This window comes from Pseudomonas sp. NPDC087029 (genome assembly GCF_044745345.1).
Taxonomy (GTDB): domain Bacteria; phylum Pseudomonadota; class Gammaproteobacteria; order Pseudomonadales; family Pseudomonadaceae; genus Aquipseudomonas; species Aquipseudomonas faucium.
This window is the reverse complement of sequence record NZ_JBIVAB010000009.1, coordinates 1-13,914: the sequence shown is the minus strand read 5'-3', so window position 1 is coordinate 13,914 and position 13,914 is coordinate 1. Positions and strand designations below refer to the sequence as shown.

At 66.5% G+C, this 13,914-nt stretch carries 17 protein-coding genes; 9 read left to right on the top strand and 8 right to left on the bottom strand.

Annotated features, from left to right (window positions below):
* Positions 1 to 53: 53 nt before the first annotated feature.
* Genes ribBA through nrdR form a run of 4 tightly spaced genes read right to left on the bottom strand, consistent with a single transcriptional unit; the run spans position 54 to position 3,468 of the window.
* Positions 54 to 1,145, bottom strand: coding sequence for a bifunctional 3,4-dihydroxy-2-butanone-4-phosphate synthase/GTP cyclohydrolase II (gene ribBA / locus ACIPG5_RS15840; RefSeq protein ID WP_236193705.1), 1,092 nt, complete (start codon positions 1,143 to 1,145; stop codon positions 54 to 56).
* Between the two features lie 18 nt (positions 1,146 to 1,163).
* Positions 1,164 to 1,829 carry a riboflavin synthase gene (locus tag ACIPG5_RS15835; RefSeq protein ID WP_003255399.1) on the bottom strand — a complete coding sequence of 222 codons (666 nt, stop codon included), beginning with the start codon at positions 1,827 to 1,829 and terminating at the stop codon, positions 1,164 to 1,166.
* 41 nt (positions 1,830 to 1,870) lie between these two features.
* Positions 1,871 to 3,001 (bottom strand): bifunctional diaminohydroxyphosphoribosylaminopyrimidine deaminase/5-amino-6-(5-phosphoribosylamino)uracil reductase RibD, encoded by a 1,131-nt coding sequence (gene ribD, locus ACIPG5_RS15830; protein WP_401376199.1) that lies wholly within the window; start codon positions 2,999 to 3,001, stop codon positions 1,871 to 1,873.
* A 2-nt stretch (positions 3,002 to 3,003) separates the two neighbouring features.
* Positions 3,004 to 3,468 (bottom strand): transcriptional regulator NrdR, encoded by a 465-nt coding sequence (gene nrdR, locus ACIPG5_RS15825; protein WP_016393425.1) that lies wholly within the window; start codon positions 3,466 to 3,468, stop codon positions 3,004 to 3,006.
* 105 nt (positions 3,469 to 3,573) lie between these two features.
* Between nrdR and ACIPG5_RS15820 the strand changes: the two genes are divergently transcribed.
* Genes ACIPG5_RS15820 through trxA form a run of 3 tightly spaced genes read left to right on the top strand, consistent with a single transcriptional unit; the run spans position 3,574 to position 5,590 of the window.
* The gene (locus tag ACIPG5_RS15820; protein WP_236193707.1) at positions 3,574 to 4,026 is read left to right on the top strand and encodes a YbaY family lipoprotein; all 453 of its coding nucleotides are present in this window, start codon (positions 3,574 to 3,576) and stop codon (positions 4,024 to 4,026) included.
* Positions 4,027 to 4,686, top strand: coding sequence for a methyltransferase (locus ACIPG5_RS15815; protein WP_176518396.1), 660 nt, complete (start codon positions 4,027 to 4,029; stop codon positions 4,684 to 4,686).
* A 31-nt stretch (positions 4,687 to 4,717) separates the two neighbouring features.
* Complete coding sequence (trxA, locus tag ACIPG5_RS15810) at positions 4,718 to 5,590, top strand: thioredoxin (protein WP_236193708.1); 873 nt, start codon at positions 4,718 to 4,720, stop codon at positions 5,588 to 5,590.
* Between the two features lie 125 nt (positions 5,591 to 5,715).
* Here the strand turns inward: trxA and ACIPG5_RS15805 are convergent, their stop codons facing one another.
* A complete protein-coding gene (locus tag ACIPG5_RS15805; RefSeq protein WP_401376195.1) occupies positions 5,716 to 6,060 on the bottom strand; it encodes a hypothetical protein in 345 nt (114 codons plus the stop codon).
* A gap of 130 nt (positions 6,061 to 6,190) precedes the next feature.
* Here ACIPG5_RS15805 and ACIPG5_RS15800 point away from each other — a divergent pair, with 130 nt between their 5' ends.
* From ACIPG5_RS15800 to ACIPG5_RS15780, 5 genes are all read left to right on the top strand, one after another.
* On the top strand, positions 6,191 to 6,763 hold the full coding sequence (locus ACIPG5_RS15800) for a DUF2796 domain-containing protein (RefSeq protein WP_176517891.1): 573 nt from the start codon (positions 6,191 to 6,193) through the stop codon (positions 6,761 to 6,763).
* Positions 6,764 to 7,471, top strand: a complete 708-nt coding sequence (locus ACIPG5_RS15795; RefSeq protein ID WP_401376192.1) for an ABC transporter ATP-binding protein — start codon at positions 6,764 to 6,766, stop codon at positions 7,469 to 7,471. It abuts the gene before it with no gap.
* Positions 7,471 to 8,736, top strand: coding sequence for an ABC transporter permease (locus ACIPG5_RS15790; RefSeq protein ID WP_236238026.1), 1,266 nt, complete (start codon positions 7,471 to 7,473; stop codon positions 8,734 to 8,736). Before ACIPG5_RS15795 ends, ACIPG5_RS15790 begins: the two co-directional genes overlap by 1 nt.
* Before the next feature lie 120 nt (positions 8,737 to 8,856).
* Positions 8,857 to 9,354: a DUF3299 domain-containing protein gene (locus ACIPG5_RS15785; protein WP_236193714.1), complete on the top strand. Its 498-nt coding sequence runs from the start codon at positions 8,857 to 8,859 to the stop codon at positions 9,352 to 9,354.
* 109 nt (positions 9,355 to 9,463) lie between these two features.
* Entirely contained in the window at positions 9,464 to 10,147 is a 684-nt protein-coding gene (locus tag ACIPG5_RS15780) for an OmpW family protein (RefSeq protein ID WP_176518054.1), read from the top strand.
* Here ACIPG5_RS15780 and ACIPG5_RS15775 read toward each other — a convergent pair.
* Positions 10,135 to 11,370 (bottom strand): MFS transporter, encoded by a 1,236-nt coding sequence (locus tag ACIPG5_RS15775; protein ID WP_401376189.1) that lies wholly within the window; start codon positions 11,368 to 11,370, stop codon positions 10,135 to 10,137. The two genes, ACIPG5_RS15780 and ACIPG5_RS15775, sit on opposite strands and share 13 nt — an antisense overlap.
* Before the next feature lie 61 nt (positions 11,371 to 11,431).
* Here ACIPG5_RS15775 and ACIPG5_RS15770 point away from each other — a divergent pair, with 61 nt between their 5' ends.
* Positions 11,432 to 11,875, top strand: a complete 444-nt coding sequence (locus tag ACIPG5_RS15770; protein ID WP_401376186.1) for a winged helix-turn-helix transcriptional regulator — start codon at positions 11,432 to 11,434, stop codon at positions 11,873 to 11,875.
* Between the two features lie 22 nt (positions 11,876 to 11,897).
* Here the strand turns inward: ACIPG5_RS15770 and ACIPG5_RS15765 are convergent, their stop codons facing one another.
* Positions 11,898 to 12,830 carry an NAD-dependent epimerase/dehydratase family protein gene (locus ACIPG5_RS15765; RefSeq protein ID WP_176518057.1) on the bottom strand — a complete coding sequence of 311 codons (933 nt, stop codon included), beginning with the start codon at positions 12,828 to 12,830 and terminating at the stop codon, positions 11,898 to 11,900.
* Positions 12,823 to 13,707, bottom strand: a complete 885-nt coding sequence (locus ACIPG5_RS15760) for a sugar nucleotide-binding protein (protein WP_176518058.1) — start codon at positions 13,705 to 13,707, stop codon at positions 12,823 to 12,825. Before ACIPG5_RS15760 ends, ACIPG5_RS15765 begins: the two co-directional genes overlap by 8 nt.
* Positions 13,708 to 13,914 lie beyond the last annotated feature (207 nt).

Sequence of the window (13,914 nt, the reverse complement as noted above, 5' to 3'; positions counted from 1 at the left end):
GCGGCCTCGACAGGGTCTGGACTCGAGTATCTGGGCGTCACTGCCGCCTCAAGTCACTCGGAGGGCACGTATTCTACAACTTCCAGATCGAATCCGGATATCGCATTGAACTTCATCGGCGAACTCATCAGGCGCATCTTGCGCACGCCGAGGTCACGCAGGATCTGCGAACCGGCACCCACGGTGCTGTAGGTGGTCGGTGCCTTGGTCGGGGCGTCGCCGGCGCTTTCGCGGATGTGTGCCAGCAGCACGTCGCCGTCCAGCGGGTGGCCCAGCAGCAGCACCACGCCGCTGCCGGCGTCGGCTACGGCGCTCATCGCCGCGCGCAGGCTCCAGCGGCCCGGTTGCTTGACCATCAGCAGGTCGCGCAGCGGGTCCATGTTGTGCACGCGCACCAGGGTCGGCTCTTCGGCGCAGATGTTGCCCAGGGTCAGGGCCATGTGCACGTCGCCTTCCACCGCATCGCGGTAGGTCACCAGGTTGAACTGGCCCAGCTCGCTTTCGATCGGCTGCTCGGACACCCGCTGAACGGTGCGCTCGTGGATCATGCGGTAGTGGATCAGGTCGGCGATGGTGCCGATCTTCAGGCCGTGCTCGGCGGCGAACACTTCCAGCTCGGCGCGGCGCGACATGGTGCCGTCGTCGTTCATCACCTCGCAGATCACCCCGCTCGGCTCGAAACCGGCCATGCGCGCCAGGTCGCAGGCGGCTTCGGTGTGGCCGGCGCGGGCCAGGGTACCGCCAGGCTGGGCCATCAGCGGGAAGATGTGGCCGGGGCTGACGATGTCTTCGGCCTTGGCGTCCTTGGCGGCGGCAGCCTGCACGGTGCGGGCGCGGTCAGCGGCGGAGATGCCGGTGGTGACGCCTTCGGCGGCTTCGATCGACACGGTGAACTTGGTGCCGAAGCCCGAGCCGTTGCGCGGCGCCATCAGCGGCAGCTTCAGCGTTTCGCAGCGCTCGCGGGTCATCGGCATGCAGATCAGGCCGCGGGCGTGCTTGGCCATGAAGTTGATGTGCTCAGGCAGGCAGCACTCGGCTGCCATGATGATGTCGCCTTCGTTTTCGCGGTCTTCGTCATCCATGAGGATGACCATTTTGCCCTGGCGGATGTCTTCGACCAGTTCTTCGATGCTGTTGAGCGCCACGCGGCACCCCCTTCTCAATCAGGATTTCAAGAAGCCGTTGGCGGCCAGGAAGCTTTCGGTAATGCCACTGCCCTTGCTCGGTTCGGCAGCCTTGTCACCCAGCAGCAGACGCTCCAGGTAACGGGCCAGCAGGTCGACCTCAAGGTTCACCCGACGCCCTGCACGGTAGTCGGCCATGATGGTTTCGGACAGGGTGTGCGGGACAATGGTCAGCTCGAACTCGGCGCCATTGACCTCATTGACCGTCAGGCTGGTGCCGTCGACGGTGATCGAACCCTTGTGGGCGATGTACTTGGCCAGCTCCTTGGGTGCACGCACGCGGAACTGGATGGCGCGCGCGTTATCGCTGCGCGAAATGATTTCGCCGACGCCGTCGACGTGGCCGCTGACCAGGTGGCCGCCCAGGCGGGTGGTCGGGGTCAGGGCCTTTTCCAGGTTGACCTTGCTGCCGCTCTTGAGGTCGATGAAGGCGGTGCGCTTGAGGGTTTCGACGCTGACGTCGGCCCAGAAGCCATCGCCTGGCAGCTCGACCGCCGTCAGGCACACGCCGTTGACGGCAATGCTGTCGCCGAGCTTGACGTCACCCAGGTCGAGCTTGCCGGTTTCGACGTACACGCGCACGTCACCGCCCTTGGGGGTCAGGCTGCGGATGGTGCCGATGGATTCGATGATGCCGGTGAACATGGGGTCTTCCTCAGAACGGGTTGCGCGGGGCAAGCCCGGCATTATACGCCGGGTGCCGGCAGAGGGATGGCCGTGACCCGCCAGTCATCGCCCACTGCGCGCATTTCGGTAATTTTCAGCCGGGGTGCTTCGCTCATCTTCTCCAGGGGCCATTCCAGCAGCGGGCGGGCCTGGGAGCCGAGGAAGGTGCCGGCGACGAACAATTGGTACTCGTCGATCAGGCCGTGCTGGGCAAACGCTCCCACCAGGCCGGCGCCGGCTTCCAGCAGGATTTCGTTGACACCGCGCCCTGCCAGCGCCTGCATCAGCGCCGGCAGGTCGACCTGGCCGTTGCTGCCGGGCAGGCTCAGCAGTTCGTGGCCGGCGGCGGCGTAACGCGGGTCATCGCCCATGGCCGTCACCACCAGCGCCGGGCCGGCCTGGAAGAACGGGGCATCCAGCGGCAGGCGCAGGCGGCCATCGATCAGCACGCGCAGCGGTGGGCGGCTCAGGGCCAGCGCCGTGGTGTGCTCATCCAGCCCCAGTTCGGCGCCGCGCACGGTCATCCGCGCGTTATCGGCCAGCACGCTGGCGGCGCTGGTCAGCACCACGCTGGCGCGGGCGCGCAAGCGCTGCACCGCAGAGCGCGCAGCGGGGCCGGTAATCCACTGGCTTTCGCCACTGGCCATGGCAGTGCGGCCGTCCAGGCTCATGGCCAGCTTGGCGCGCACGAACGGCAGGCCATGTTCCATGCGCTTGAGAAAGCCGGGGTTGAGTGCCCGGGCCTCGCTTTCGAGCACACCGCTGGCCACTTCGATGCCCGCCTCGGCCAGGCGCCGCAGGCCACGCCCGGCGACCTGCGGGTTGGGGTCCTGCATGGCGGCGACCACGCGCGCCACGCCGGCTTGGACCAGCGCCTCGGCGCAGGGTGGGGTGCGCCCATGGTGGCTGCAGGGTTCCAGGGTCACGTAGGCACAGGCGCCCTTGGCCCGCTCACCGGCCTGGCGCAGCGCGTGCACCTCGGCATGCGGCTCGCCGGCGCGCACGTGCCAGCCCTCGCCGACCACTTCGCCATCGCGCACGATCACGCAGCCCACGCGGGGGTTGGGGTGGGTGCTGTACACACCCTTGCGCGCCAGCTCCAGGGCACGGGCCATGTAATGGGCGTCGAGGATCGCGGTCTGGCTGGGCATGCTCACTCTTTAGCCGGCTCGCGGGCCAGGCGGTCGATTTCTTCGCGGAATTCGTCGAGGTCCTGGAAGCGCCGGTACACCGAAGCGAAACGGATGTAGGCGACTTCATCGAGCTTGCGCAGCTCGGCCATCACCAGCTCGCCGACCACCAGCGACTTCACCTCACGCTCACCGGTCGCCCGCAGGCGGCTCTTGATGTGCGCCAGCGCCGCTTCCAGGCGCTCGACGCTGACCGGGCGCTTTTCCAGCGCGCGCTGCATGCCGGCACGCAGTTTGTCTTCATCGAAGGGCTGGCGCGTGCCGTCCTGCTTGATCAGCCGGGGCAGCACCAGCTCGGCGGTTTCGAAGGTGGTGAAGCGCTCGCCGCACGCCACGCATTCGCGACGGCGGCGCACTTGCTCGCCCTCGGCGACCAGGCGCGAGTCGATGACCTTGGTGTCGTTGGCACCGCAAAAGGGACAGTGCATGGTGGCAGGCAACAAAAAAAGGGAGGGCCATGGTAGCGCATTGCACTGGCAAGACAAGCCAAAGGGGTTAACATCCATGCAATTGTGCCCATCAAGGACTCCCCTATGCATTTGCGCGTGATCGCCGTGCTGTGCTGCACCGCCCTGCTCGCCGCCTGCGGCAGCGACAAGCCGAAAATCGAACAAGCGCCCGCACAGGCGCCTGCCAAGGTGGCCAAGAAGGCCCAGCCGCTGGGCCCGCTGCCGGCCTACCAGCGCGAGCTGAGCGGCACCTTGCTGAACATTCCTGCCGGGGCCGATGTGGAGCTGGCGCTGCTGGTGATCGACGAGCGCGACCGCCCGCAGCAACTGCTGGCCAGCAGCACCCTGACCGGCACCGGCCAGGACCTGCCCTACCAGCTGCGCTTCAACCCCGAGGCCTTCCCTGCCGGCGCCCGGGTCGAATTGCGCGGGCGCGCCAGCAGCTCGGGCCAGCTGATCATGCACCTGCCGCCCGTGCGCATCGCCCAGGCGCAGACCCAGGCCACCGGGCCGCTACGTTTCGAAAAGGCGCCGTAAGTGGCGCCGCTGGCACTGCAACAGGCCCTCAGCGGCCTGATCGGTGAAGCGCGGCTGGTGGTCAGCGAACTGCCCGAATGCGCGCTCAAGCTCTGGCTGATCGACGACCAGAACATGGACCGCGCCTTCAGCAGCGAAGAAACCCGGCGCATCCTCGAAGAGCCGCCGTACTGGAGCTTCTGCTGGGCCAGCGGCCTGGCCATGGCCCGCTACCTGGCGGCGCACCCCGAGTGGGTCGCCGGCAAACGCGTGCTGGATTTCGGCGCGGGCTCAGGCATTGCCGGCATCGCCGCCGCCCGTGCCGGCGCCCTGGAAGTGGTGGCCTGCGACCTCGACCCACTGGCCCTGCAGGCCTGCCAGGCCAATGCGCGGCTCAACGGGGTAACGCTGGGCTACAGCGATGACTTCTTCGCCGAAGCGGACCGCTTCGACCTGATCCTGGTGGCCGACGTGCTGTACGACCGGGCCAACCTGCCCCTGCTCGACGCCTTCCTCAGCCGCGGCCGCCAGGCCCTGGTGGCCGACTCGCGGGTACGTGACTTTCGCCACCCGCTGTACCAGCAGCTGGGCGTGCTCGAAGCGCTGACCTTGCCAGACCTGGCCGAGCCGCACGAATTCCGCCGGGTCAGCCTGTACCACGCCAGACGCGAGCCTTTATAGTGGTGCCATCCACTGATTTGCGAGAGTCGCGATGAGCCAGCAAACGCCCTATATCTTCGATGCCACCGATGCCAACTTCCAGCAGCTGGTGATCGAGAACTCCTTCCACAAGCCGGTCCTGGTGGACTTCTGGGCCGAGTGGTGCGCGCCGTGCAAGGCGCTGATGCCGCTGCTGGCGAAGATTGCCGAGGGCTACCAGGGCGAGCTGCTGCTGGCCAAGATCAACTGCGACGTCGAGCAGCAGGTGGTGGCCCAGTTCGGCATCCGCAGCCTGCCGACCGTGGTGCTGTTCAAGGATGGCCAGCCGGTCGACGGCTTCGCCGGTGCGCAGCCGGAGTCGGCGATCCGCGCCATGCTCGAGCCGCATGTACAGATGCCTGCCGCCCCGGCCGCATCGCCCCTGGAGCAGGCCAAGGCACTGTTCGCCGAAAGCCGTTTCGCCGAGGCGGAAGCCACGCTGCAGCAGCTGCTGGGCGAAGACAACAGCAATGCCGAAGCGCTGATTTACTACGCACGCTGCCTGGCCGAGCGCGGTGAGCTGGGCGAGGCCCAGGTGGTGCTGGACGCGGTCAAGAGCGACGAACACAAGGCTGCCCTGGCGGGCGCCAAGGCCCAGCTGACCTTCCTGCGCCAGGCCGCCAGCCTGCCGGAAGTCGCTGATCTCAAGAGCCGCCTGGCGCAGAACCCGCAGGATGACGAGGCGGCTTACCAGCTGAGCATTCAGCAGCTTGCGCGCCAGCAGTACGAAGCGGCGCTGGAAGGGTTGCTGAAGCTGTTCCAGCGTAACCGTGGGTATGAGAACGGGTTGCCGCAAAAGGCGATGTTGCAGGTGTTCGAACTGCTCGGTGGCGATCATCCGTTGGTGGGTGTGTACCGTCGCAAGCTGGCGGCTGCCTTGTTCTGAGGTTGATGGGGGCGCTTTGCGCCCCTTTCGCGACGCAAGGCCGCTCCTACAGAACCCCGCGGTCCTTGTAGGAGCGGCCTTGCGTCGCGAAAGGGCTGCAAAGCAGCCCCAACAGGCTAAAGCCCTCACCCCACCCAGTGATACACCGGCGCATCCGCGCCACTTTCCACCTTCACCTCACTGCTGTGGCGCAACCGCACCAGCAGCCGCTTGCCCGCCGCCGTACTCCCCGTCAGCCCTTCCAGCCGGTCGAGCAACTCAGGCCCATCCATGCGCCCCGCCTGGCGCAGCACTTCGCGCGCAGCCAGCCATTGCCCGTCATCCTGGCGCGGCGCCGCAGCCGCAGCCGCCGTCACAGCCTCGTCAGCCACCGGTGCCGCGAACTGGCGCCCCAACTGCGCCCACTCCGCCGGCTCCAGCTCGATGGTCAGGTCCACCGGCCAGTCGCCAATCTGTCCACGAATTCTCACGCTGCATTCCTTCAAGCCCGGTCAATGCCTTAATGCTACAGCAACATGAAACCTGCGCCAGGCAGGCTGGCGATGCACGGAAAAATTGTTATAACATTACCAAATCTTTCCAGCTGCCCCGGAGTCGTCCATGCGTCGCCTGCTGCTCGCCCTGCCCATCGCCCTGCTGCCCTTCGCCGTGGCCCATGCCCACGATGACCACGACCACGATCATGCCCACGGCACCCTCGGCGCCCACGAGCACGGCGTGGCCAAGCTCAATGCCGTGCTCGACGGCAATACCCTGGAGCTGGAGCTCGACAGCCCGGCGATGAACCTGGTGGGCTTCGAACATGCCGCCAGCAGCGATGCCGACAAGGCCAAGGTGGCCGCAGTGCGCCAGCAGCTCGAACAGCCGCTGAAACTGTTCGGCCTGGCCGCCGCCGCCGGCTGCGTGGAAGACGCCCAGGAACTGCAAAGCCCACTGTTCGGCGATGCTGCCAAGGACGACGACGGCGACCAGCACGAGCCTGGCCATCAGCACAGCGACATCAATGCCCACTACCAACTGAACTGCTCAGCCCCGGGCAAACTCACGCAAATCGACCTCGCGCCGCTGTACAAGGCGTTCCCGGCCACGCAGAAGATCAACGTGCAACTGATCGGCCCGAACGGCCAGAAAGGCCTGGAAACCTCGCCGGCCAAGGCCGTGGTCGCGTTCTGAATGAGCCAGCCGTTGATCGAACTGCATGACCTGGTGTTCGCCTGGCCTGGCCAGGCGCCGCTGCTGGATATCCCGGCGCTGCGCCTGGAAGCCGGTGAGGCGCTGTTCCTCAAAGGCCCGAGCGGCAGCGGCAAGACCACGCTGCTGGGCCTGCTCGGCGGGGTCAACGTGCCGGGGCAAGGCCGCATCCAGTTGCTCGGCCATGACCTCGGCGCCATGGGCCAAGGCGCGCGCGACCGCTTCCGGGTCGACCACACCGGCTACATCTTCCAGCAGTTCAACCTGCTGCCGTTCCTCTCGGTGCGCGAAAACGTCGAGCTGCCCTGCCGCTTCTCGCACAGCCGCGCCGAGCGTGCGCGGCTGCGCCATGGCAGTGTCGACCAGGCGGCCAGCGTGCTGCTGGCCCACCTGGGCCTGGACGATACGCTGCTTGCGCGGCGCGCCGACAGCCTGTCGATCGGCCAGCAGCAGCGCGTGGCCGCGGCGCGGGCCCTGATCGGCCAGCCGGAACTGGTGATCGCCGACGAGCCGACCTCGGCGCTGGATGCCGACAGCCGCGAAGCGTTCATCCGCCTGTTGTTCGCCGAATGCCGGGCAGCCGGCGCCAGCCTGCTGTTCGTCAGCCATGACCAGAGCCTCGCGCCGCTGTTCGACCGTCATCTGTCCCTGGCCGAGCTCAATCGCGCGGCCAAACCCCGGGAGGCCTGATGTACCTGCTTCGCCTTGCCCTGGCCAGCCTGGCCAACCGCCGTTTCACCGCCTTCCTCACCGCTTTCGCCATCGCCCTGTCGGTATGCCTGCTGCTGGCCGTGGAGCGCGTGCGCACCGAAGCCCGCGCCAGCTTCGCCAGCACCATCAGCGGCACCGACCTGATCGTCGGCGCCCGTTCGGGCTCGGTGAACCTGCTGCTGTACTCGGTGTTTCGTATCGGCAATGCCACCAACAACATCCGCTGGGACAGTTACGAGCATTACGCCAACGACCCCCGGGTGAAATGGGCCATCCCGATTTCGCTGGGCGACTCGCACCGTGGCTACCGGGTGATGGGCACCACCGGCGACTACTTCAGCCATTACCAGTACGGCCGCCGCCAGCACCTGGAACTGAGCCAGGGCCGTGCGTTCGCCAGCGACCCGTTCGAGGTGGTGCTGGGCGCCGAGGTGGCCGATGCGCTGCACTACAAGCTGGGCGACAAGCTGGTGCTGGCCCACGGCGTGGCGGCGATCAGCCTGGTCAAGCACGACGACAAGCCGTTCACCGTGGTGGGTGTGCTCAAGCGCACCGGCACGCCGGTCGACCGCACCCTGCATATCAGCCTGGCCGGGATGGAAGCCATCCACATCGACTGGCACAACGGCGTGCCGGCCCGCGGTGCCGGGCGCATCAGCGCCGAGCAGGCGCGTACCATGGACCTGCAACCGGCCGCCATCACCGCCTTCATGCTCGGCCTGAACAGCAAGATCGCCACCTTCAGCCTGCAGCGCGAGATCAACGAATACCGCAACGAGCCATTGCTGGCGATCTTGCCCGGCGTGGCGCTGCAAGAGCTGTGGAGCCTGATGGGCACGGCCGAACAGGCGCTGTTCGTGGTGTCGCTGTTCGTGGTGCTGACCGGCTTGATCGGCATGCTCACGGCCATTCTCACCAGCCTCAACGAACGCCGGCGGGAGATGGCAATCCTGCGCTCGGTGGGGGCTCGCCCGTGGCACATTGCCGGGTTGCTGGTGCTCGAAGCGCTGGCACTGGCGGTGGCGGGCATCGCGGCGGGGCTGGGGCTGCTGTATGCGGGGATCGCCCTGGCCCAGGGCTATGTGCAGGCCAATTACGGCTTGTACCTGCCGCTGGCCTGGCCCAGCGCGCATGAGTGGACGTTGCTGGCTATCATCCTCGGCGCAGCCCTGCTGATGGGCAGTGTGCCGGCCTGGCGCGCCTATCGGCAGTCGCTGGCCGATGGCTTGTCGATTCACCTCTGAGGGCTGGACATGATCGACAGATTCGCTGGCCTCATCGCCGGCAAGCCGGCGCCTACAAGCCCTGTGGGAGCCGGCTTGCCGGCGATAAGGCCAGCACAGGCACTGCAAGGCCTGCTGTTTATGCTGCTGTGTATGCTGGCATTGCCGCTGTGGGCGGCAGAGCCCCGCGAACTCGACTGGCCCGCGCTGATCCCGGAAGGCGCCCCCGTCATCGCGCCCCAGCTCACCCCGCTGCACGACATGTCGCAACTGAGCAATGCCCTGTCTGCCGAGGCGGCGCCTCCTGCGCCTCAGCAAGCGCCCAATGCCCCGGTGGTCGAGGCGCTGGATGGCCAGTTGATCAAGCTGCCCGGCTACATCGTGCCGCTGGAAGTCAGCGAGGAAGGCCGCACCACCGAATTTCTGCTGGTGCCCTACTACGGCGCGTGCATCCACGTGCCGCCACCGCCTTCCAACCAGATCGTGCACATCTTCAGCGAAATGGGCGTGCGCGTCGAAGACCTCTACCAGCCCTACTGGATCGAAGGAAAACTGCAAGTCAAAGCCTCCACCAGCGAACTTGCCGATGCCGGCTACCAGATGGACGCCGAGAAAATATACGCTTATGAGCTGAAGTGAGAACTGATTCCAACTTGGCAATCCGCTTCTTTGAGCTGGGTCAAACTTTCTGTTTATCCAGCTCCGTACCATTGGACTACTCAATTAATAACGTCCTTTGGGAGCTTCCATGAACAAGTCCTTGCTCGGCGCCTCGCTTGTGGCCCTTGCGCTCGCCGCCCCTGCCGCCCACGCCTACCAGGCCGGAGACATGATCCTGCGCGCAGGTGCCATCACCACCGCACCGAACGAGAACAGCGGCGACCTGAAGTTCGATGGCAACAAGGTGTCGGGCACCAAGGCAACCCTGGACAGCGACACCCAGCTGGGCCTGACCTTCGCCTACATGCTCACCGACCACATCGGCCTCGAGCTGCTGGCGGCCACCCCGTTCAAGCACACCGTCGGCGTGCAGGGCCTGGGCGGTGGCCTGGACGGCAAGCTGGCAGACATCAAGCAACTGCCACCGACCCTGTCGGTGCAGTACTACCCGATGGCGCCGAACTCGCGCTTCCAGCCGTATGCCGGCATCGGTATCAACTACACCATGTTCTTCGACGAAGACCTGACCAGCGCCCGCAAGCAGCAGGGCTTCAGCAACCTCAAGCTGCAGGACTCGGTGGGCATCGCCGGCCAGCTGGGCATGGACTACATGCTGACCGACAATTTCCTGGTCAACGCCTCGGTCTGGTACGTCGACATCGACACCAAGGCCAGCGTCGACGGCCCGAGCGCACTGGGCTACAGCAAGACCAAGGTCAACGTGGACGTGGACCCATGGGTCTACATGGTCGGGCTTGGCTACAAGTTCTGACCGACACCCACCAGGGCGGCTTCGGCCGCCCTTTGCTTTTGCAGCCACCCCCAGTAGCCCAGCGCCACCGCGCTGAACGCCATCCCCAGGGCACACACCGCTGCCCATCCCCAGCCGGCGTACACCCAGCTCGCCAGCACTGCCCCCACGCCGCTGCCGATCGAATAGCAGCACATGTAGGCCGCCACCAGGCGGCTGGCCATCTCGCTGCGCCCCGCCAGCAACAGGCTCTGGTTGGTGACATGCACGGCCTGCACGGCAAGGTCGAGCATCAGCACCCCCAGTACCAGCGCCAGCAGCGATTGCTCGACGAAGGCCGTCGGTATCCACGACAGCGTCAACAGCGCCAGCGCCACGCCGGTGGTGCGCTCGCCCAGCCCTCGATCAGCCAGCCCGCCAGCGCGCGACGCGGCCAAGGTACCTGCGATACCCGCCAGGCCGAACAGGCCGATCTCGGTGTGGCTGAGCGCCCGCGGCGAAGCGCTCAGGGGCAGGGCCATGGCGCTCCACAGCACGCTGAAGCTGGCGAAGATCAACAGGCCAAACAGGCCACGCTGGCGCAGCAAACGGTCGTGTCGATACAAGCCGAACAGCGAGCCGATCAGCTGCCAGTACCCCGTACGATGCGCCACTGGGCGCCCGCTGGGTAGCCATCGCCAGAGCACCAGCGCCATCAGCAGCAGCAGTGCCGCGGCCACGAAGTACACGCTGCGCCAACCGGCCAGGTCGGCAAGCGCACCCGAGACCAGGCGCGCCAGCAGAATGCCCAGGACGATGCCGCTGGTGACCGTGCCCACCGCCTGCCCTTGTTGGGCCGGGTTGGCCAGAGTGGCCGCGAGCGCGACCATCACCTGCACCATCACAGCCATCAGCCCCACCAGGGCCAGGGCGGCCAGCAGCAGTGGCCAGTCCCACGCCAGGCCGGCGGTGACCAGGGCCACGCTGGCCACCAGCAACTGTGCGAGCAACAGTTGCTTGCGGTTGACCAGGTCGCCCAGGGGCACGATCAACACCAGGCCCAGGGCATAGCGCGCCTGGGTCGCACCGACCACCCAGCCAATCTGCCGCTGGGCCACACCCAGCTCGCTGGCGATCGACTCGAGCAATGGCTGGGCAAAATAGACTGTGGCCACTGCCATGGCACAGGTCGTGGCAAGCAGCAACGTTATCCACCGGCTCATCGAAACAACTCCTGCTTTTCTGGTTTCAAAATGAAACCACATGCTGGATATCTAGCAAATGTAGTTTTAATCTGCAACCACATGTTCAAGGCAGGTGATGGCGATGCTCGATGAAGTGAATGCCCAATGCCCCGTGGCCCGGGCGCTGCAAGTGCTAGGTGATCGCTGGGCGCTGATGATCCTGCGCGATGCCTTCGATGGCCTGCGCCGCTTCAGTGAATTCCAGAAGAACCTGGGGCTGGCGAAGAACATCCTCGCTTCGCGCCTGAAGCTGCTGGTGGAAAGCGGGCTGCTCGCGCTGCAGCCGGCGTCCGATGGCAGTGCCTACAAGGAATACGTGCTGACCGAGAAGGGCCGCTCGGTATTTCCGATCGTGGTGGGGTTGCGCCAGTGGGGGGAACATTATCTGTTCGAGGCTGGCGAAACGCGCTCGGCGCTTGTGGATAAAACCCACGAGCGCCCGCTTGAAGTACTGCAGGTGCGAGCGGCGGATGGCAGGGTACTGGCAGCGCAGGACTGCGTGCGCAAGGTGGTACGGCACCGCTGAAGGTCGGCAGTGCCGCGCTGAATCAGGCCTTGCCGAGCAGCCGTGCCAGGCCGTCGACCATCGAGGTCGGTTCGGGGAAATCGAAGCGCGCCAGCAGGCGCTGGTTGTCTGCCCGCGAATGGCGGATGTCACCGGAACGCGCCTGGCCGTAGCTCACCGCCGGCAAGCTGCCCACCACCTGCTCCAGCGCCTTGAGCAATTGGTTCAGCGACGTCGCCTGGTTCAGGCCGACGTTCACCGCACCCTCCTCCACCTGCGGCTGCTCCAGCGCTTGCACCATCACCTGCACCAGGTCGCCCACGTAGAGGAAGTCGCGGGTCTGTTCGCCATCACCGAACACCATGATCGGCAGCCCGTGGGTGGCGCGTTCGCTGAAGATGCTGATGACCCCGGAGTACGGCGAGGAAGGGTCCTGGCGTGGGCCGAAGATGTTGAAGAAGCGGAACACCACCGGCTCCAGGCCATGCTGGCGGCGGTAGAAGTCCAGGTACTGCTCGCTGGCCAGCTTGTCCACCGCGTAGGGGGTCAGGGGCGCCTTGGGGGTGTCTTCGGCAATCGACTGGCCTTCGCCGTTGTTGCCGTACACCGCGGCGCTCGAAGCAAACAGCACGCGGCGCAGGCCATGCACGCGCATGGCCTCGCACACGTTGAGGGTGCCGATGAAATTGCTCTGGTGGGTTTTTACCGGGTCTTCGACCGAGGCCTGGACCGAGGCCACTGCCGCCAAGTGCACGACGGCACTGCAGCCCGCCGCAGCCCGTTCGACCAGCTTGGCGTCGGCGACATCGCCTTCGATCAGTTCCAGGCGCGGGTTGCCCAGTTGCAGGTTGTCGCGCTTGCCCGTGGACAGGTCGTCGAGCACGCGCACGGCGTAGCCTTTGCCGAGCAACGCATCGCACAGGTGGGAGCCGATGAAGCCGGCGCCGCCGGTGATCAGGATGGGGGCGTCAGCCATGGCGGTAGAAACGGTCCAGTAGGGGCGGCAAACCGGCGCGCCAGGCACGCGGCTTGATGCCGAAGGTGTGAAGGATCTTCTTGCAGGCCAGCACCGCGTTCTGCGGCTCTTCGCTGGCATCGGGGCGGGCGGCGTGGGCCTGGGCGGTCGGCGCCTGCACCGCCAGCTGGCGATACTGCCCGGCCTCGGTGAGAATCGCCTGGCCCAGCGCCAGCGGCGTGGTCGCCTCGTTGCCGGCGTAATGGTAGGTGCCCCACAGCGGCGCGCTGCAGTCGAGCTGCTTGAGCACCGAGAGGATCACCCGCGCGGCATCGTCGACCGGTGTCGGGTTGCCCCGACGGTCGTCGGCCAGCAACAGCTCCTGGGGCTGTTCGGCACGGGTCAGGAAGCGGCCCAGGGCACCGTCGATGCTTTCGTCGAGCAGCCAGCCGAAGCGCAGCAGCACATGCTGCGGGCAGGCCGCGCGCACGCTCTGCTCGATGCGCCACAGGGCCTGGCCACGCAGGCCCAGCGGCACCGGTTCGTCCTTTTCGCTGTAGGCGGTTGCCCGCGAGCCATCGAACACCCGGTAGCTCGAAGGCTGCACCAGGGTGATCTGGTGGTGCTGGCACAGCTCCGCCAGCCGCTCGACCGCGCGCTCCTGCTGGGCCAGGCGCTGTTCGCTGACCGACTCGGCCTGGAACCAGTCGAAGTAGTAGGCCAGGTTGACCAGGGCATCGGGGCGGTGATCGTCCAGCAGCTGAGTGAGGCTGGCCGGCCCCCAGCCGTCTTCCGGCGGGCGCGGGGCCAGGAAAGTGATGTCCTCCTCGGCCCCGAGACGAATCAGCGCTTGCCCGAGGGCATTGCCACCACCCAACAGCATCAGGCGCATACGCATAGAGTCAGCAGATCCGAACAGGTTGATTGGGGGAAAGGGGCCATTTTGCGGTTTCCGGGCGGGGAAGTCCAACCCGAGGGGGTGGGCACGATCCAACCTTTGTTGAGGTTTCGAGATCGAGCGCCGCCCGCGCGGCGCATCGCGGATAAATCCGCTCCTACATTTGTTGCAACGTGCCTATGTCTGATAGGCCATGGTTGCCAGCCT

Bases quoted from the DNA above. Each gene is read 5' to 3' on its own strand.
- ACIPG5_RS15800 (WP_176517891.1), top strand. From the start codon at position 6,191: ATGCGTCGCCTGCTGCTCGCCCTGCCCATCGCCCTGCTGCCCTTCGCC.
- nrdR (WP_016393425.1), bottom strand. From the start codon at position 3,468: ATGCACTGTCCCTTTTGCGGTGCCAACGACACCAAGGTCATCGACTCG.
- ACIPG5_RS15780 (WP_176518054.1), top strand. From the start codon at position 9,464: ATGAACAAGTCCTTGCTCGGCGCCTCGCTTGTGGCCCTTGCGCTCGCC.
- ACIPG5_RS15760 (WP_176518058.1), bottom strand. From the start codon at position 13,707: ATGCGTATGCGCCTGATGCTGTTGGGTGGTGGCAATGCCCTCGGGCAA.
- ACIPG5_RS15795 (WP_401376192.1), top strand. From the start codon at position 6,764: ATGAGCCAGCCGTTGATCGAACTGCATGACCTGGTGTTCGCCTGGCCT.
- ACIPG5_RS15835 (WP_003255399.1), bottom strand. From the start codon at position 1,829: ATGTTCACCGGCATCATCGAATCCATCGGCACCATCCGCAGCCTGACC.
- ACIPG5_RS15790 (WP_236238026.1), top strand. From the start codon at position 7,471: ATGTACCTGCTTCGCCTTGCCCTGGCCAGCCTGGCCAACCGCCGTTTC.
- ACIPG5_RS15785 (WP_236193714.1), top strand. From the start codon at position 8,857: ATGCTGCTGTGTATGCTGGCATTGCCGCTGTGGGCGGCAGAGCCCCGC.
- ribD (WP_401376199.1), bottom strand. From the start codon at position 3,001: ATGCCCAGCCAGACCGCGATCCTCGACGCCCATTACATGGCCCGTGCC.
- ACIPG5_RS15820 (WP_236193707.1), top strand. From the start codon at position 3,574: ATGCATTTGCGCGTGATCGCCGTGCTGTGCTGCACCGCCCTGCTCGCC.
- trxA (WP_236193708.1), top strand. From the start codon at position 4,718: ATGAGCCAGCAAACGCCCTATATCTTCGATGCCACCGATGCCAACTTC.
- ACIPG5_RS15775 (WP_401376189.1), bottom strand. From the start codon at position 11,370: ATGTGGTTTCATTTTGAAACCAGAAAAGCAGGAGTTGTTTCGATGAGC.
- ACIPG5_RS15770 (WP_401376186.1), top strand. From the start codon at position 11,432: ATGCTCGATGAAGTGAATGCCCAATGCCCCGTGGCCCGGGCGCTGCAA.
- ACIPG5_RS15765 (WP_176518057.1), bottom strand. From the start codon at position 12,830: ATGGCTGACGCCCCCATCCTGATCACCGGCGGCGCCGGCTTCATCGGC.